This is a genomic window from Capnocytophaga sp. oral taxon 878 (assembly GCF_002999135.1).
Taxonomy (GTDB): Bacteria; Bacteroidota; Bacteroidia; order Flavobacteriales; family Flavobacteriaceae; genus Capnocytophaga.
Genome location: NZ_CP027229.1, coordinates 1,686,649 through 1,705,183, shown reverse-complemented (window position 1 = coordinate 1,705,183; position 18,535 = coordinate 1,686,649). Strand labels below are relative to the sequence as shown.

Sequence of the window (18,535 nt, the reverse complement as noted above, 5' to 3'; positions counted from 1 at the left end):
TGAGAAAAATGTAATGTTTTGGGGGATTTGTTGTGATTTTCGCAAAGAGAAGGTTCGCTAATAAAACGACTGATAATCAGTAGGGTTACGGCTTTCTCTTGCCTATCCTTCGTTTATAGTTCGTTTATAGTTCGTTATAGGTTCGTTCAAAGTAGGTAAAAGACAAGGGGTAAGAAGTAAGAGGGTAGGGCGGAAAGGGCTGATTATCAGGTAAAAGGTAAGGGGTAAGAGGCAAGATGATGGGGGGTGGTAATTTTTGAGATATTGGCAATAAAAATGGGAAATAGATGAATTTTTCGTAAAAAACAAGACATAAAAGGAGAGATATTAAGAGGGAGCTTGGTATAAGCTATTATTAGGGGATTTTAAACATATAGTTTGATTATTTTGGGGAGGGGTGGATATAATTCAATAAAAAAAACAATTTATAACATACATATAATGAAAAAGAATATAGAAAATAAGGTTGTGATTATCACAGGCGCTAGTAGCGGGCTTGGAGAGACTGCTGCGTTACATTTGGCTAAATATGGTGCTATTATTATAGCGGCGGCGCGCCGTAAGGATAGATTAGATACATTGGTAGACCGCATTACAAGAGAAGGGGGCAGAGCCCTTGCTGTGGAGTGTGATGTGACTAAGCGGGAGGATTTGGAGCGCTTGGCACAGGAAACGCTGAAGGCTTATGGGCGGATAGATGTGCTGGTGAACAATGCTGGATTAATGGCACAAGCGCCTTTGGAGAGGCTGAAAGTAGAGGAGTGGGATAGGATGATAGACATCAACATTAAGGGGGTGTTATATGGAATAGCATCGGTACTGCCGGTGATGAAGGAACAAGGAGGGGGGCATATTATTAACCTATCGTCGGTAGCGGGCTTGCGGGTAGCATCGGGTAGGGGTACGGTGTATAGTGCTACAAAGTTTGCTGTGAGAGCGATAAGTGAGGGGCTGCGTATAGAAGAGGCTAAGCATAATATTAGAGTAACGACGCTTTGCCCTGGTGCGGTGGAGAGTGAGTTGAAATACGGGAGTTCAGACCCAGAATCGAGTGCTGGTATCCAAGCTTTTTACAAGGAGTATGAAATATCGGCGGAATCGGTAGCAAGAGCTATTGCTTATGCGATAGAACAACCTGAAGATGTAGCGATTAATGAGATTACCCTACGGCCTACGAAACAAGAATTTTAAATAAATAACTTATGATTAAGAGTTTTATTAATAGACCAGTACTATCAACAGTAATATCGATTATGATAGTTATTTTGGGGGTATTGGGGATTATATCATTACCTATTTCGCAGTATCCGGATATTGCCCCTGTAACGGTATCAATTAGTGCTAACTATGGGGGAGCTAATGCTGAGACGGTGTTAAAATCGGTAGTGATTCCTATTGAGGAGCAAGTGAACGGGGTGGAGAATATGGATTATATATCTTCTTCGGCTTCGAACAGTGGGGCTGCTAATATTACGGTGTATTTTAAGCAGGGTACCAATGGAGATATAGCTGCGGTGAACGTGCAGAATGCTGTATCACGGGCGAATGCTTTGTTGCCTTCGGAAGTAACCCAAGCGGGGGTAACGGTGCGCAAGCAGAACTCTGGTAACTTGATGTTTTTGACTTTCTTTTCGGATAACAAAGAGTTAGATGATGTTTTCTTACAGAACTATTTGAACATAAATGTAATACCAGCATTGAAGCGCATTAGTGGAGTAGGGGATGCCTCTGTTTTTGGAGGGAAGAACTACTCAATGAGAGTGTGGCTTGACCCGCAAAAGATGCAAGCCTATAAGCTGATTCCTACAGAGGTGACAGCGGCTATTTCGGCACAAAGTAGGGAAGCAGCGGCTGGTACTTTGGGGCAAAATAGTGGTAGTAGCTATGAGTATGTGATTAAATACAAAGGGAAATACAAAGAAGTTTCGGAATATGAGAATATAGTAATTAAATCTGTTGAAGGAGGGCGCATATTGCGCTTGAAGGATGTGGCAAAGATAGAGCTTGATGCCTTAAGTTACACTGGCTTTTCGGAAAGTAAAGGTAGACCAGCAGTGGCTATTGGTATTTCGCAAACACCAGGCTCTAACGCTCATGAGATTATTCAGAATGTTGAAAAGTACCTAAAAACAACAGAGGAAACCTTACCAGAAGGGATTACTTATACTATCAACTACAATGCTAATACCTTCTTGGATGCGGCGATTTCTAAAGTAGTATCGACTCTTTTAGAGGCGTTCTTGTTGGTGTTCTTGGTGGTGTATATTTTCTTGCAAGACTTTAGGTCGACGCTTATTCCTGCTATTGCGGTGCCGGTATCTATTGTAGGTACTTTCTTCTTTCTATACCTCTTTGGTTATTCTATCAATATGCTTACTCTTTTTGCCTTGGTGCTAGCGATAGGTATAGTAGTGGATGATGCCATAGTGGTAGTGGAGGCAGTACACGCCAAAATGGAACAAACGCACGAGAGAGCCAAACCAGCTACTATTTCGGCAATGAATGAGATTACAGGGGCTATCATTTCTATAACCCTTGTGATGGCAGCGGTATTTGTGCCAGTAACCTTTATGGGAGGAACAACAGGGGTGTTTTATAAACAGTTTGGAGTAACGCTTATTGTAGCAATAGCTATTTCGGCGATTAATGCGCTCACTTTGAGTCCGGTACTGTGCTCTCTTTTCTTGAAACCACACGGGGACAAGGAGTATGAAGAGAAGACATTTGTAGGGAAGTTCTTTCATAAGTTTAATATAGCTTTTAATGCAGCAACTCGTAAATATGGGCAGACTTTTACTTTCTTTCTTCGACATAAATGGGTGACATTACTGATGTTGATTTTAGCTGGAGGAGGTATTTATTATGCTAATAGACAGATGAAATCGGGATTTGTGCCTAATGAAGACCAAGGCTTTGTGATGATAAATGCGGAGATGATACCAGGTGCCTCAATGGAACGTGTAGCTAATGTAATGCGAGAAATGAATGAAAAACTATCAGGCATTGCTGGTGTTGAAAACGTAACTCTTATAACAGGACGTGGTATGCTGTCGGGTGAAGGTAGTAATAACGGTATGGGCTTCTTAAAACTGAAACCTTTCGAAGAACGATCAAAGCAGCAAGGAGAAGATATAACTACTATTATACAGAAGGCTTTTGGAGTGGCTTCTACTATTAAAGATGCTAATGTGATTTTCTTTCAACCATCTTCAGTGCCTGGTTTTGGTGTAGGGGGAGGAGTATCATTTGTGTTATTAGATAAGTCGGGAAGTGAACTAAGCCAGGTAAATGCTGATGTTCAAACGTTTTTAGAAGCTTTATCTAAAAGGCCTGAGATACAGTTTGCGCAAACTTCTTTTAATGTGAATTACCCACAATACCAAATGGATATTAATGTGGAGCGCACTATGCAGTCGGGTATTACTGTAAGTACTATACTTTCTACTTTGCAGAATTATATAGGAGGTTTTTATGCAACGGATTTTACCCTCTATGGTAAGCAGTACCGTGTAATGGTGCAGGCATTACCTAATGCGCGTAAAGATATTAATAGTCTTAATAGTTTGTATGTAAAAACAAGCAATGGCGAGATGGCTCCTATATCAGAATTTGTAACTTTAGAGCGTACTTTTGGGGCACAATCACTTAGTCGTTATAATTTGTTTACATCGGTAGCTATTTCGGCTCAGAATAACCCTGCTTATAGTACAGGAGACGCCATAAAAGCAGTAGAAGAAGTAGCAGCTCAAAGCTTGAATAGCAATTATAGTATTGATTATACAGGTTTAACGCGCGAAGAACAAAATTCGGGTTCGCAAACTATTCTTATTTTCTTACTCAGTTTGGTATTTACATACTTTATTCTATCGGCACAGTATGAAAGTTATATTTTGCCGTTATCAGTGTTATTCTCTTTACCTTTTGGTATTTTTGGAGCATATTTAGGTCAGTGGCTTTTTGGTTTGGAAAACAATATCTATTTCCAAATTTCTCTGATTATGCTGATAGGTCTTTTGGCTAAAAACGCTATTTTGATTGTAGAATTTGCAGTGCAACGCCGCCGTATGGGAGAAAGCCTTTCTAAGGCAGCTATTAATGCCGCTATGGCACGTTTGCGTCCTATTCTAATGACATCCTTTGCTTTCATAGTAGGTTTGATGCCTTTAGTGTTTGCCTCAGGAGTAGGAGCAGCAGGTAACCGTTCGGTAGCAACAGGAGCTGCTATAGGTCAGCTTATTGGTACTTTCTTTGGGCTGATTGTTATCCCAGTACTCTTTGTATTTTTCCAAGCAATACAAGAGGGTATTGGTGGACATAAAGAAAAAGAAGAGATATTTATAGAACCTACTGATAATTACTAAACACAAATTTTATAATACAAAAAAAGAGCGGCATTCCTTTTACAGAATGCCGCTCTTTTTGTATTAAGCTAATTTCTTTCTGGTAGCATAGGTACAAACTGGAAGTCTCCATATTCAGTTTTATGAAACTCTTTGTCGCTCACACGTTCATAGAGGGTCATAATTTGGGTGTCATTACCCACTGGTATTACCATCCGTCCACCTATAGCCAATTGAGATAAAAGGTCAGTAGGAACGTATGGAGCCCCTGCTGTTACTAAAATACGATGAAAAGGAGCTTGTTGAGGCAAGCCTTTATAGCCATCGCCAAAGTACATTTGTACAGGTCTATTCAGTAACTTTGGTAAGAATTGTTGTGTTTGTTTAAAGAGTTTTTGTTGTCGTTCAATAGTGTATAGTTGTACTCCTAAATACAGTAATATACTAGCTTGGTAGCCACTACCAGTACCTATTTCCAATACTTTTTGGTACGGAGCCACTTGTAATAGTTCAGTTTGAAAAGCTACAGTATAAGGCTGTGAAATAGTTTGTCCTTCACCTATTGGGAAAGCTTTGTCTTGATAGGCGTGATCTTCAAAACTGCTATCCATAAAAAGGTGGCGTGGTATAGCTCTAATAGCCTCCAATACTTGTTCGTTTTTTATACCTTTCTTTTTTAGTAGTTCCACTAACTGGTTGCGTAATCCTTGGTGTTTTAGAGTATCTATCATTGTTTTGTTAGTTCATCAGTTCTTATAAGGCGTTTGGTTTTAAGGTTAGGTAATAGATAATAACCATCCTTTACTTGTACCTCATTTTCGCGCTGTGGATAGCCCAAAAACTTATCCATCTTACTTACTTTGTTCTCTAAAGCATCATATTCATTTCCTTCTTTATCTACAAAATAAGGGGTAGTACCTTTGTATACCAAAGCCATATCTAAGTCCAATGTATTGTCATCAATCTTAGTGTATTCAGGGGGTATAAACCAATTTTCCTTGCTATTCCTGCTCAAAAAACCTATTTTACCGCCCTTTTCTAATGTATACCCTCTATAACTTCTCTTTATATGGTCATATTGGAAGGGCAGTATTTCTACTTTACTATTTATATCAATAATCCCCCATAAACTGTCTTTTGATGCAATAAGTGAAGCCGGATAAATATACTCTAAGTGTTCATATTTGGTAGGTAATAGCTCTTCACCTTTCAGTCCTATTACACCCCAAAGGTTATCTTTTTTTACCATAAAAAATGAAGGTATATTATAGCATTCATTGTATATTATTTCATTGTATTGTAGCGGAGTAAGTTCTTCACCTTTTGCACTGATAATACCCCAAAGACTATCTTTTCTCACACGCGATACCCCTTCTTTAAATACACTCATCTCACTGTATTCAGCAGGTAATAATACCTTATCCCCTTGTAGTAATCCCAATCGCTTATTGTCATAAAAAACAGCTGAAGGGTATATTTTTTCTTTAGGTTTAAAAGTTAAAGTATAGTTGTATGAATCTCCTCCCCAGCTAAAAAAAGGTATTGAAAATCCCCATTCGCGCGCATATTTATACATTTCCAAAACCCCTTCTGCCTTAGGTTTGATATATACTTTATCCACACCTTCTACCACCAAGAAAGGAAAAAAAGGTAATATAATTCTATCTTGTACATATTTCCATCCTCTTTTCCGCCATTTTCCTTTAAATACTTTAGTTTCAGTAGTCAGTACCGAATCTTGTATCTTATCATAAGTAAGATGTAAGTACCGCCCTTCAAAATGCATTTTGAAGTTCAGATATTCATAGTTTTTAGGCTCTATATCTTTATACAATAGAGGAAAAAGCTCACTACTCCTACCTCTTATACTATCAGCAAAAGCATAAAAATCCACCCCACTTACTTGTTGCATATCCATAGGGCTGCGGCAAGAAGTAAGGCATATACCGATAAGCAAAAGGAGTATGAGTCTTTTCATATCTCTTGATAAGTTTTAAAGCAGCCCCCTCTTTTTTAAGAAGAGGGGGGTCGATATTTCTTATACCTTTTTCACTATAAAATAGTTCTTTTTGCCTCGTTGTAATAAAATAAATTTATCATCTACAAGGTCTTTTTCTCCTATTTTATAGTCTTCAGCTACTTTTTCTTTATTTACCGAGATTGAGTTCTCCTTAAGAGCCCTTCTCGCTTCCGAGTTAGAAGCTATAAAGCCTGTTTTAGCCGAAAGGATACCAATCATATCCAAACCATTAGCTATATCAGCAGCAGCTACTTCAGCTTGTGGCACTCCGTCAAATACTTCCAAAAACGTTTTTTCATCAAGGTTCCTCAAGTCTGCTGAGGTCGAATTACCAAACAATATTTGTGAGGCTTGTTGCGCTTTTTCTAATTCCTCACGTCCGTGAACTAAGATAGTAAGCTCTTCGGCCAATTTGTTTTGTAATACACGCAAATGCGGCGCTTCTGTATGTGTAGCAATTAGTTTTTCTATCTCTTCTTTGCTTAGCATCGTGAAAATCTTGATATATCTCTGTGCATCAGCATCCGAAGTGTTTATCCAATATTGGTAAAACTTATAAGGCGATGTCTTCTCAGGATCAAGCCATACATTACCTCCCTCACTCTTGCCAAATTTAGTACCATCAGCTTTAGTTATTAGCGGACAAGTAAGGGCATACGCTTTACCCCCTGCTATACGCCTAATAAGCTCAGTACCAGTAGTAATGTTACCCCATTGGTCTGATCCCCCCATCTGTAAGGTAAGTCCCTTTTCTCTATACAGATGTAAGAAATCATACCCTTGTAACAGCTGGTATGAAAACTCCGTGAACGACATCCCATCCGTATTCTCATTAGGGTCAAAACGCTTCTTAACCGAGTCCTTAGCCATCATATAGTTTACCGTAATATGTTTCCCAATATCACGTATAAACGATAAGAATGAAAAGTTCTTCATCCAGTCATAATTATTCACCAATTCAGCACGATTCGCAGCCTCACTCTCAAAGTTCAAAAACTTAGCAAGCTGTTTCTTTATACCCGCAATATTATGAGCCAAAACCTCTTCAGTAAGTAAGTTGCGTTCTACCGATTTCCCCGAAGGGTCTCCAATCATACCAGTAGCACCTCCCACAAGAGCATAAGGCTTATGACCACAGTTCTGAAAATGGCGCAACATCATCACACCCACCAAGTGCCCAATGTGTAATGAATCGGCAGTAGGGTCAATCCCCACATAAGCAGCGCGCAACCCTTCCATAAGGTGTTCTTCAGTCTCGGGCATAATATCCTGAATCATACCGCGCCAGCGTAATTCTTCTATAAAATTCTTCATTTTACTACTTAATGATTAATCAATGAGTGTGCAAAGGTACAAAACAATTATCAATTAACAATAAATTATGAACATTTTTAAAGGCAAAAACATCACACACTCTTTTTTACAATACACCCTCGCTTTGCCAATCCACCTCCCTTCCTTCCCCCACACTTTTAGTTCTTACTTCTTATCTCTTACCTTAAATTGCGAATAATGCAAAAATTCCCTACCCCCACCCCTTTACCTCTTATCTCTCATCTATTCCCTGATAATCAGCCTATTTCACTCCCAGCTTCACCCCAAGCAACATACAGCTATCCCTTAGGTTGAACGAACGAATAACGAACTATAAACGAACTATAAACGAAGGAAAGACCTCACCTCCCTGATTTCCAGCTTCTTCAATCCCAAACCCTCCCTTTGCATAATTCGCAACAAAATCCTCCAATTCTTACATTATTCTTATTTTTTTCTCCTATTTCCCATCTCCTATCCCCTAACTCCTCCTCCCTTTTCGCCTACCTACAAATAATCGTAATCACCCTCTCATCTCCTTTTTCATTAATAATACGAAGTGTATGATTACCTTTTTCGGCAAAAATATTCATCTCGTGAAAAACATCAGTAGTACCCAAAAAAGTATTGTCTAAATACCAAAACACCTTCCCTTGGCGGTTAGCAGCTTTAGCCACAAAAGGCTGCTGTTCCCCTCCCAGTGCCTTAGTGCTGTAAATAATATTTTGGTGCTTCGGATATACAAAATCCAAGTTCCGCCCACTATTACTCTGTTGGCAATCACTACGCAGGGGCGGAAGGGGTTGGTAGTGTATATGCTGTTGTTTATAAAACCATTCCATCACAGGAGGCAATACAAACCACGCCTTATGTACAATATTTTGTGCCGACTCACAATTAGCATTCACTTGGTACTGCTCTGTAGGGTCTAAATGTACAAGTTTGTGGTAAGGGCATTGCGCAACTTCCTTAGGGGCAAGGCAGCTTAATACAGTCGTTTTAGGGCACTCACCCTTAGCCAAATACCCCGACTGGCTGCACACCACCACCTGCCTAAGGTCATCATAAGGCTCTTTAAACCAAGAGGTTCTCGGCAGCGCATTAAAAATACTGAACATCACAGGCGCTGCATACGAAGCTCCAGTAAGTGAAGGCCTTCCCTCACCAGTAGCATTACCCACCCATACACCTACCACATATTCAGGCGTCGCTCCTATTGCCCACGCATCTTTATTGCCAAAGCTGGTACCCGTTTTCCACGCTATTTTCCGTGCCGACTCGTAATACCGCCACGCCACATCATCCGTAGGGCGGTTCACCTCTTTCATCGCACTGAACATCTTGTACAAAGCCCCAGCCCTCAAAGGAGGTAAGGCACGGGTGTTTTCTCCAAAATCAATAGCCGTATTTGTGTACTGTAAAGGCTGAAATTCCTTCGCCCTATACTGCTGGGTAGCTGCAAATACCTCATTTTCCGATGCCAAGTTCGCATACGCTTGTACCAAGTCCCATAAGCAACTCTCAGCCCCCCCCAGTATGATTGATAAGCCGTAATGGTCAGGATGTTTATTAATATGTCTCAATTGTAAATGTTGCACTACCTCATAAAACCTATAAGTGCTGAACTGTTTCAGCAGCCATACAAAAGGTATGTTTAATGATTTAGCCAGCGCTACATCAGCAGCCACAGCTCCTTCATAGTTATTACTGAAGTTCTCAGGCGAATATCCCCCTATTTGGGTAGGCACATCCGGCAGTAGTTGGGTGGGTAATAGTTCACCCTCGTGCAGCATAGCCGCGTATAGCAAAGGCTTTAGCACACTGCCCGTACTTCTGGGGGCCTGCACTATATCCACATCCTTTTGGTGTTCAGCATCAGTAGGCGTGTTCCCCACGTAGGCAAGCACTTGGCGTGTTTTCACATCCACCACAAGGGCAGCCATATTGTATATTTCCGTTTGCAGGTAATGGCTGTAATATCCCGAAATAATACTGTTTAGCTTCTCCTGCAAAGGTAGTTGTACCGAGCTGGCAATACGCTCACCTTCGTGCTTTTTAGTAGCAAAAGCCAGTAGGTGAGGGGCAAGTTGTGGTATAGGGTGAGGCTCAGCAGGTAAGGGTTCCAGCAAAGCCAAGTCATAAGTTTCCTTATCTATAATTTTTTTGCTGAAGAGTTTATATAGTAAGGTATTGCGTTTTTGCAGCAGTCTCTCTTGGTTTTTTCCAGGGAAGATAAGGCTCGGAGCATTAGGCAGCACCGCCAGCGTTGCCGATTGTGCCCACGATAACTGATAAGGCGCAACCCCAAAGTACCGCCACGAAGCCATTTCCAGTCCCACCACATTTCCCCCAAAAGGAGCGTGTGAGGCGTACAGTTTTAAAATACTTTCTTTGGAGTACCTAAACTCCAATCGTGTAGCCCATATCATCTCAATTACCTTTTCAAAGTAAGTGCGTTGTTGGTGTTCACGTGCAATCCTGATAACCTGTTGGGTAAGGGTACTCCCTCCTCGTTCTATTTTACCACTTTTAATATTTCGGTACAAAGCCTTCCCTACCGATATAGGGTTCACACCCCAATGGTAGTAAAAGTGCGCATCTTCAAATTCCAAAACCGACATTTTAAAGCGGTACGGAACGCTGTCTATTTCAGGAAAACGCCATTGTCCATCATCAGCAATCTTAGCCCCCAGCAGCTTTCCTTCAGCACTTTCCAGTACAGTAGCGTATGGTTGTGGGAACAGCTCGCGTGGCAAGCAGAAAATATACCACACCAGCAAAGCCGAAACAATGATAGTAATAATACGATGCTTTTTCATTTCAGAGTTTACAAGGTTATCGCTGCAAAATTAGTAAAAAAACACAAAACTCAAAGCTACTTTCTACATAATCAGCCACCTAGCACTGTAAGTATGTTACTTGTATTACAGCCAAAGCAAGTTCATCTATCTAACACAATGTAGTATATAATATTAAAATAACACCCCTTTATCCACTAACTCCTATCACCTAAAACCTAAAATCTAAAACATACCCCTTAGTATAAACTATTGAAAATCGTTATGTTATGGATTCATTATAAAAAAAACACTAAAAAATTTTGTATAATTTAAAGTTATTACATAATTTTGCCCCGAAAATCATAAAGAACCGAACTTATGAAAGAAAAGTTTTTAACATTTATTTTAATTGTGCTCGCAGGTTGTTTCAGTACAGCAGTAGCACAAACAATCACTGTAAAAGGTACTGTTACCGACGATGCAAAGATGCCTTTGCCTGGTGCTTCGGTAATAGTAAAAGGAACTAAGCACGGTACTTCAACCGATGATAATGGTAAGTATGAGCTTACCGCCAAGGCCGGTGATGTGCTTGAGTTTAGCTCTATGGGTTTTGCTACCCAGTCTAAAAAAGTAAGTGGTACAAATAAAACCCTTACTCTTAATGTAGTTTTAGGTGAAGACACTGAACAACTTAGTGAAGTGGTCGTAGTAGCTTTTTCTACTCAGAAAAAAGAAAACTTAACCGGTGCGGTTGCTTCGGTAGATACCAAGGCCTTAGAAAGCCGCCCTGTGAACAACGTAACCCAAGCACTACAAGGGAACGTATCAGGTCTTAACTTCTCCGTAGGAAACGGAGGTGGTCAGCTAGATAATGCCCTCTCTTTTAACATACGTGGGGCAGGTACTATCGGTACAGGATCTAATGCAAGTCCACTAATACTTATCAATGGTATGGAGGGTGATATCAATACTCTTAACCCTCAAGATATCGAAAGTATTTCTGTACTAAAAGATGCTGCTTCTGCTTCTATCTATGGTTCTCGTGCTGCTTTCGGGGTAGTTTTAATTACTACCAAATCAGGTAGAGAAGGTAGAGTAGAAATGAACTATAATACCAACTATCGTCTTAGCTCTCCTATAGGTATTCCCGAAATGTTAGATTCAGAAGATTTTGCCTACTATTTCAACGAAGCTCAAAGAAATAACGGTGGCGCTCCTGTATTTGAACCTCATATCCTTGAGAAAATAAAAGCTTACAAAGCAGGAACCCTAACAGCAGCTACCGATTGGAACCCAAGAAAAGATGGTACCGGAGCTTGGAATGACTACAAACAAAGCTGGGCAAATGTAGACTGGTTTAAAGAATTCTACAGAACTTCGGCTCCTTCACAAGAACACAATTTCAGTGCTCGTGGCGGTAATGAAAAATTAAAATATTACGTGTCATTAGGTTGGCTTGATGTTGAAGGTCTTACCCGTTATAATACTGATAAGTTAGGACGCTATTCAGCCAATGCTAAAATCTCTTCACAAATACTTCCTTACTTGAAGTTAGAGTACAGCACACGCTTCTCTCGCAAAGATTTTTCTCGCTCTTCTTATTTAGGTGGTTTGTTCTTCCACAATATCGCTCGCCGTTGGCCTACTTTGCCACTCAAAGATCCTAATGGGCACTATATGAATGGTAACGAAATCGCTCAGCTTAACGAAGGTCGTGATAAAACACAAACCGATGAACTTACCCAACAGTTAGCTTTGGTATTCAATCCTATAAAAGGTTGGGTTACCAATGTAGAGCTTAACTACCGTACTACTGATGTATTTAATAATTGGTATTATTTGCCTATCTACAAATATGGTTTACATGGTGAGCCTATCGCTATTTCACGTGATGGTTCTGCTCCAGCTGGGCAATCAAAAATAAGTGAATCAGCATCTCGCTATAACTTCTTCAACACCAATATTTATACTTCGTATACTAAGCAAGTAAACCAACATACCTTTACATTATTAGGAGGTTTTCAATCTGAATTGCAAAAAACACGTCAATTTTCTGCTTCCCGAGATGAATTGTATAGTATAAACTCACTCTCATTAAATACTACGGGAGGTAAAAATGACGATGTAAGTGGAGACTATCAGCATTGGGCTACAGCAGGTTTCTTTGCAAGGTTAAACTACAATTATGATGGTAGATACTTATTAGAAATCAATACTCGTTATGATGGTACTAGCCGTTTCTTACGTGACCAACGTTGGAACCTATTTACATCTGCTTCAGTAGGTTGGAACCTTGCTAAAGAAAACTTCTGGAAACATCTAGGCAAGTTTGGCGAAACAGTTAATGAATTTAAATTCCGTGCTTCTTATGGTGAGTTAGGTAACCAAAACACAAATAGTTGGTACCCATTCTATCAAACAATGAATATTGGAACTAACAATGGTAACTGGTTATTAAGAGGTGATAAGACTAATACAGCAAAAGTTCCAGGTTTAGTAGCTTCTTCTCTTACTTGGGAAAAAGTAGCTTCTTGGAATGCCGGTTTCGACCTTTCTGCTTTTACCAATCGCTTAAAATTCACTTTAGAATTGTTTAGCCGTAAAACTTATAATATGGTCGGACCTGCTCCAGAATTGCCTTCTGTATTAGGTACTGATCCCGCTCGTATTAATAATACAGATATGGTGTCAAATGGTTTCGAAATTGTTACCAGTTGGAAAGATAGGATAGGAGAAGACTTTAGCTATGGTATTAGCGCTAACCTTACCGATAGCCGCCAAAAAATTACTAAATATCCAAATAAAAACAACTCATTAGGTACCTACCGCGAAGGACAATATTTGGGTGAAATATGGGGATATGAAACCGAAGGTATCGCCAAAACCGATGCAGAAATGACCGAATGGTTACGTACTCATGATCAAAGTGCTTTAGGTAATAACTGGGCTGCTGGTGATATTATGTATAAAGACCTTAATGGTGATGGTAAAATTAACGGAGGTTCTGGAACTTCAAATGATTCTGGCGACAGAAAAGTTATTGGTAACACTACCCCTCGTTACAACTTTGGTGTACAATTAGAATTGAAATACAAAAATGTAGACTTTAGTATGTTCTGGCAAGGTACAGGAAAACGTGAGCTTACTTTCAATGGCTCTCCTTATTTCAAAGGTGCTAACCAAAACGTATGGCAATCAGCAGGATTTAAAGAACATTTAGATTACTTCCGTCCTGAAAATACTGATAGTCCTTTCGGTCCTAATGTAAATTCTTATTACCCACGTCCTACTATGGACGGAGGAGGAAAGAACTTTGAAACACAAACTCGTTGGATACAAGATGCTTCTTATGTACGTTTGAAAAACATCCAAATAGGTTATACTTTCCCTAAAGATATAATGAAAACTATCGGTATTGATAATATGCGTATCTACCTTTCTGCTGATAATGTATTTACCTTTACCAAACTTTCTAAAATATTCGACCCTGAAGCTAACGGAGGTGCTTGGGGAGAAGGTAAACTATACCCACTCTCAAGAGTTGTTTCAACAGGTTTAAGTGTAACTTTCTAAAAAGACAAAATGATGAAAAAGATATACAGAAATATTATAGCTGCTACCCTTATTGTGGTAGGGCTTGTAGGATGTAATGATTTTTTGGACAGAGAGCCTCTCTCAAACATTACCCCTCAGCAGTATTTTAATACCGAAGCCGATTTAGCTGCCTATACTATTAATTATTATAGTTTCCCTACGCACTCTGGCTATAGTATAGGACGTTTCAAAGCAGATAATGGTACAGATAACCAAGCTGATAGAGATGCAAATAGAGCTTGGCTAAAAGGACAATGGCACGTCCCTACTGGTACCGATGGTTATAACTTTGGTAATATACGTGCTTTGAATTACTTTATTGCCGAAATAACCCCTAAAATTGAAGCTGGAAAAATCGTAGGTACAGCTGCCAATATTAATCACTACTTAGGCGAAGCTTACTTTTTAAGAGCTTATGAGTATTTTACTCGTTTAGAAGCCTATGGTGATTATCCAATAGTAAAAACAGTGCTTCCTGATAATGAAGATGCCCTTATAGAAGCTTCAAAACGTCGCCCTCGTAATGAGGTTGCTCGCTTTATATTAGAAGATTTGGATAAGGCTATCACCCTACTAAAATCAGGACCTGTAGAAAACAAAAACCGTATTAGCAAAGAGGTAGCACAACTTTTCCGTTCACGTGTAGCCTTGTATGAAGGTACTTGGTTAAAATACCATAAAGGTACAGCACACGTACCAGGAGGTCCAGGTTGGCCAGGGGCTAATATGCCTTACCTATCAGGTTTTAGCATTAATATTGATAGTGAAATTAACTACTTCTTAACCGAAGCAATGACTTCAGCCAAAGCTGTAGCCGATGCTTTCACATTGGTAACCAATAACCATAATGTTACAGGAGCCGATGTATTTAGCAATCCTTACTTCAAAATGTATGGAGATAACAGCCAATCAGGTTACTCAGAAGTATTACTTTGGAGACAGTACAGTGCTGAAAAAAGTGTAGGTCACTATACTAACGGTTTCTTAACAGGTGGTGGTAACAGTGGTTATACTCGTGGCTTTGTAGATGCTTTCTTAATGAAAAATGGTTTGCCTATTTATGATTTAGGATCAGGCTATCAAGGAGATGCTGATTTAACTACAGTGAAAAATAACCGTGATGAGCGTTTGCAACTATTTATGCGTGTACCTGGTGATTACTTAGCAGTTAATCAACAAGTAAATAGCTATCCTGATATCATCAACTCAATCGTTGAAAGAAAATCAGTAACAGGATATGATGTAAAAAAAGGTCTTAATGGTGATCCTAAATACCTTACCGATGCAGTACTTACCGAAGCAGGTTGTATCGTATTCCGTGCATCAGAAGCTTACCTCAATTATATAGAGGCTTGCTATGTAAAAAATAATAGCATAGATGCTGATGCAGCTCGTTATTGGAAAGCTTTACGTGTACGTGCAGGAGTAAGTGATAACTACCAAGCTACTATAGCAGCTACCAATCTAGATAAAGAAAACGACTGGGCTGTTTATTCAGCAGGACAAAAAGTAGATCCAACTCTTTACAATATCCGTCGTGAACGTCGTTGTGAATTTATAGCAGAAGGTATGCGTTGGGAAGACTTAAAACGTTGGCGTGCTATGGATCAACTAAATAACTACCAAATAGAAGGTATGAACCTTTGGGCAAGTATGTATGATAAATATAAAGATAACAAAGGAGTATCTAAATTAGTTGCTTTACCTGCTGCTAGTCCTAACATATCATCAAAGAACTTAAGCAATTACATACGTCCATACCAAATAATCCAACAAAATAACTTGTATTACAATGGTATTACTTGGACCAAAGCTCATTATCTATCTCCTATAGGTTTCGAAAACTTTTTACGTACCTCAAAAGGAGGTGATTTAAGCACTAGTGTGGTATATCCTAACCCATATTGGCCAGCTCAAGCGGATGGCATTCCTACCGAATAATTTCAATTGCTTATATCACTTTTGAAATAGGTTTATAAAAAAGAGGCTGTTTTACCTTATAATAAGGAGCAGCCTCTTTTTCAATTAATATTGTAAGAAATGAAAATAATTTTATTACTATCAGCTTTTATAGGGCTTGTTAATAGCTGTTCAGAAAAGGAAAAGCAGAAAGCCAATACACAACAGCCTTCTACCACTACCCAGTGGAAACTTACTTGGCAAGATGACTTTGATCGTGATGATATATTTGCTACTGATATATGGAGCAAAATATCACGTAACCCTAATATAGATTGGCGTAATACAATGAGTGATGATGAAAGCCTATTTGATATTACCGATGGCAATCTTATTCTCTCAGGTAAAATGAATACCGATCTACAAAAAGATTCTTCACAATATATTACAGGGGGTGTATATACTATAAATAAAAAGTACTTTGACCCCGGTAAAATTGAAGTGCGATGCAAGCTTGAAGGTACTAAAGGCTCTTGGCCTGCTATCTGGATGCTCCCCAAAACAGCCAAATGGCCTACAGGTGGTGAGATAGATATTTTAGAACGCCTTAACTATGATAGCTTTGTGTATCAAACAGTACATAGTAGTTATACCCAAAAATATAAAAATCATAAGCACAACACTACCCACGCTATTAACCCTGATGATTATAATATTTATGGAGTAGAATGGGATGATAAAGCAGTAAAGTTTTACGTGAATAACCAGCTTACTTATACTTATGAGCGTGATGCAAGTAAGGAAAATGAAGGACAATACCCCTTTACCAATGAGCCTTATTACTTACTTATTGATATGCAGTTAGGAGGTAAGTGGGTAGGCGAGGTAGAACCCTTTGATAAGCCTGTCAAAATGTATATTGATTGGGTACGCTACTATCAAAAATAGAATGTAATATAATAATAAGATAAAGAGGTTGTTTCTAATTTTTTGAACAGCCTCTTTTTTAGTTCTTTGCTAATTAAAAAAATATTTGTACCTTTGTCCCTTTCAAAAGAAGAAAATGAAAAAACAAATTACCAACACAGTACTAATGGTGCGCCCTGTGCGCTTCCGTATGAATGAACAAACCGTTGTTAATAACTATTTCCAAGAGGAAATGGATTTGAAAAACGAGGAAATAAACCGCCAAGCGCAACAAGAGTTTGATGGTCTTGTACAAAAGTTGCGTGAGGTAGGTGTAAAGGTTATTGCTATTGATGATATCTATGAGCAAAATACCCCGGATTCGGTATTCCCTAATAACTGGATTACTTTCCATCAAAATGCCAATGTAGCTATTTATCCTATGTTTGCCGAAAATCGCCGTCGTGAGCGCCGTGAAGATATTTTAGAAAAGGTTGAAGCTGAAGGTTTTGATATTGAGAATGTATATGATTATACCGAAGCCGAGAAAGAAAATATATTTTTAGAAGGTACAGGAGCTATGATACTTGATAGGGTAAACCGTAAAGCCTATTGCGCCTTATCACCTCGCGCCGATGAAGAGCTTTTTATTGAGTTTTGTGAAGATTTTGAGTATACCCCTGTACTCTTTACGGCTTACCAGCAAGTCAATGGTAAGGCAATGCCTATCTATCACACCAATGTAATGATGGCCTTAGGAGTTAATTTTGCAATAGTATGTTTAGATACCATTACCGATAAAAAAGAACGAAAAAACCTTCTCAATCACCTTAAAGAGGATAACAAAGAGGTTATAAACATTACTATCCAGCAAATGCATCAGTATGCGGGTAATATGTTACAAGTGCAAGGTAAGGATAGTACCTATATGGTAATGAGTGATACAGCTTATAATGCCCTCACGCCTCAACAAATCAGTACTATTGAAAAATACACACATATTATCCATAGTAATTTAGAAACTATTGAAACCTGTGGAGGGGGGAGTGCGCGTTGTATGTTAGCTGAAGTATTTAACCCTCTAGCAACTAATAATTAAAATGAACAAAAAAGAATACATTCAAAATAGAATTAGAGATATTAAAGATTTTCCTAAAGAAGGAATTATATTCAAAGATATTACCCCTTTGTTAATGGACGTAAAAGGAGTGGAATATGTTATTGATTTATTGGTAGAAAACCTACACGGACAAAAAATTGATAAGGTAGTAGGTATGGAAAGCCGTGGTTTCTTTTTTGGTATGCTCCTTGCGCAGCGTCTCGGAGCTGGTTTTGTACCAGTACGCAAGAAAGGGAAATTACCCTATAAAACACTCTCACAAACTTATGATTTAGAGTATGGACAAGATGTACTTGAAATTCATCAAGATGCTATTAATAAGGGTGAAAAAATTCTTATTCATGATGATATCCTCGCTACTGGTGGTACAGCTCAGGCTGTAATTAAATTAGTAGAACGACTTGGAGGACATATAGTACAGCTTGATTTCTTAATGGAATTACATTTCTTGAATGGACGTGATAAACTAAGTGGGCATTCAGTGTATAGTATCTTATAATGTCTATTGATTTACAGTGAGTTAAGAAAATGAGAGTGAAAAAGTTTGTTAAAAATTTCGCTA

Annotated in this window: 11 protein-coding genes; 7 read left to right on the top strand and 4 right to left on the bottom strand. The window is 38.9% G+C overall.

Annotated elements, in window-relative coordinates; genetic code table 11:
• Positions 1-441: 441 nt before the first annotated feature.
• Together C4H12_RS07690 and C4H12_RS07685 are read left to right on the top strand one after the other, a co-directional pair.
• Positions 442-1,191: an SDR family oxidoreductase gene (locus tag C4H12_RS07690; RefSeq protein WP_106098401.1), complete on the top strand. Its 750-nt coding sequence runs from the start codon at positions 442-444 to the stop codon at positions 1,189-1,191.
• An 11-nt stretch (positions 1,192-1,202) separates the two neighbouring features.
• Complete coding sequence (locus C4H12_RS07685) at positions 1,203-4,361, top strand: efflux RND transporter permease subunit (protein WP_106098400.1); 3,159 nt, start codon at positions 1,203-1,205, stop codon at positions 4,359-4,361.
• A gap of 68 nt (positions 4,362-4,429) precedes the next feature.
• On the opposite strand, the gene C4H12_RS07680 is transcribed toward C4H12_RS07685, so the two are convergent.
• From C4H12_RS07680 to pbpC, 4 genes are all read right to left on the bottom strand, one after another.
• Positions 4,430-5,071, bottom strand: coding sequence for a protein-L-isoaspartate(D-aspartate) O-methyltransferase (locus C4H12_RS07680; protein WP_106098399.1), 642 nt, complete (start codon positions 5,069-5,071; stop codon positions 4,430-4,432).
• Positions 5,068-6,318 (bottom strand): WG repeat-containing protein, encoded by a 1,251-nt coding sequence (locus C4H12_RS07675; RefSeq protein WP_106098398.1) that lies wholly within the window; start codon positions 6,316-6,318, stop codon positions 5,068-5,070. The genes C4H12_RS07680 and C4H12_RS07675 overlap by 4 nt, the downstream gene beginning before the upstream one ends.
• A 60-nt stretch (positions 6,319-6,378) precedes the next feature.
• The gene (tyrS, locus tag C4H12_RS07670) at positions 6,379-7,674 is read right to left on the bottom strand and encodes a tyrosine--tRNA ligase (RefSeq protein WP_106098397.1); all 1,296 of its coding nucleotides are present in this window, start codon (positions 7,672-7,674) and stop codon (positions 6,379-6,381) included.
• 503 nt (positions 7,675-8,177) lie between these two features.
• The gene (pbpC, locus tag C4H12_RS07665; RefSeq protein ID WP_106098396.1) at positions 8,178-10,493 is read right to left on the bottom strand and encodes a penicillin-binding protein 1C; all 2,316 of its coding nucleotides are present in this window, start codon (positions 10,491-10,493) and stop codon (positions 8,178-8,180) included.
• A 339-nt stretch (positions 10,494-10,832) separates the two neighbouring features.
• Here pbpC and C4H12_RS07660 point away from each other — a divergent pair, with 339 nt between their 5' ends.
• The 5 genes from C4H12_RS07660 to C4H12_RS07640 all read left to right on the top strand — a co-directional run bounded on the left by C4H12_RS07660 (position 10,833) and on the right by C4H12_RS07640 (position 18,472).
• Positions 10,833-14,027, top strand: a complete 3,195-nt coding sequence (locus C4H12_RS07660) for a TonB-dependent receptor (RefSeq protein WP_106098395.1) — start codon at positions 10,833-10,835, stop codon at positions 14,025-14,027.
• A gap of 9 nt (positions 14,028-14,036) precedes the next feature.
• Positions 14,037-15,989, top strand: coding sequence for a RagB/SusD family nutrient uptake outer membrane protein (locus tag C4H12_RS07655; RefSeq protein WP_254424731.1), 1,953 nt, complete (start codon positions 14,037-14,039; stop codon positions 15,987-15,989).
• A 99-nt stretch (positions 15,990-16,088) separates the two neighbouring features.
• The gene (locus C4H12_RS07650; RefSeq protein ID WP_106098394.1) at positions 16,089-16,895 is read left to right on the top strand and encodes a glycoside hydrolase family 16 protein; all 807 of its coding nucleotides are present in this window, start codon (positions 16,089-16,091) and stop codon (positions 16,893-16,895) included.
• A 115-nt stretch (positions 16,896-17,010) separates the two neighbouring features.
• Positions 17,011-17,952 carry a citrulline utilization hydrolase CtlX gene (ctlX, locus tag C4H12_RS07645; RefSeq protein ID WP_106098393.1) on the top strand — a complete coding sequence of 314 codons (942 nt, stop codon included), beginning with the start codon at positions 17,011-17,013 and terminating at the stop codon, positions 17,950-17,952.
• 1 nt (position 17,953) lies between these two features.
• Positions 17,954-18,472, top strand: coding sequence for an adenine phosphoribosyltransferase (locus tag C4H12_RS07640; protein ID WP_106098392.1), 519 nt, complete (start codon positions 17,954-17,956; stop codon positions 18,470-18,472).
• The last annotated feature ends 63 nt before the right edge of the window (positions 18,473-18,535 follow it).

Excerpts from the sequence above, each read along its gene's own strand:
- C4H12_RS07690 (WP_106098401.1), top strand. The coding sequence starts at position 442 with ATGAAAAAGAATATAGAAAATAAGGTTGTGATTATCACAGGCGCTAGT.
- C4H12_RS07685 (WP_106098400.1), top strand. The coding sequence starts at position 1,203 with ATGATTAAGAGTTTTATTAATAGACCAGTACTATCAACAGTAATATCG.
- C4H12_RS07680 (WP_106098399.1), bottom strand. The coding sequence starts at position 5,071 with ATGATAGATACTCTAAAACACCAAGGATTACGCAACCAGTTAGTGGAA.
- C4H12_RS07675 (WP_106098398.1), bottom strand. The coding sequence starts at position 6,318 with ATGAAAAGACTCATACTCCTTTTGCTTATCGGTATATGCCTTACTTCT.
- tyrS (WP_106098397.1), bottom strand. The coding sequence starts at position 7,674 with ATGAAGAATTTTATAGAAGAATTACGCTGGCGCGGTATGATTCAGGAT.
- pbpC (WP_106098396.1), bottom strand. The coding sequence starts at position 10,493 with ATGAAAAAGCATCGTATTATTACTATCATTGTTTCGGCTTTGCTGGTG.
- C4H12_RS07660 (WP_106098395.1), top strand. The coding sequence starts at position 10,833 with ATGAAAGAAAAGTTTTTAACATTTATTTTAATTGTGCTCGCAGGTTGT.
- C4H12_RS07655 (WP_254424731.1), top strand. The coding sequence starts at position 14,037 with ATGATGAAAAAGATATACAGAAATATTATAGCTGCTACCCTTATTGTG.
- C4H12_RS07650 (WP_106098394.1), top strand. The coding sequence starts at position 16,089 with ATGAAAATAATTTTATTACTATCAGCTTTTATAGGGCTTGTTAATAGC.
- ctlX (WP_106098393.1), top strand. The coding sequence starts at position 17,011 with ATGAAAAAACAAATTACCAACACAGTACTAATGGTGCGCCCTGTGCGC.
- C4H12_RS07640 (WP_106098392.1), top strand. The coding sequence starts at position 17,954 with ATGAACAAAAAAGAATACATTCAAAATAGAATTAGAGATATTAAAGAT.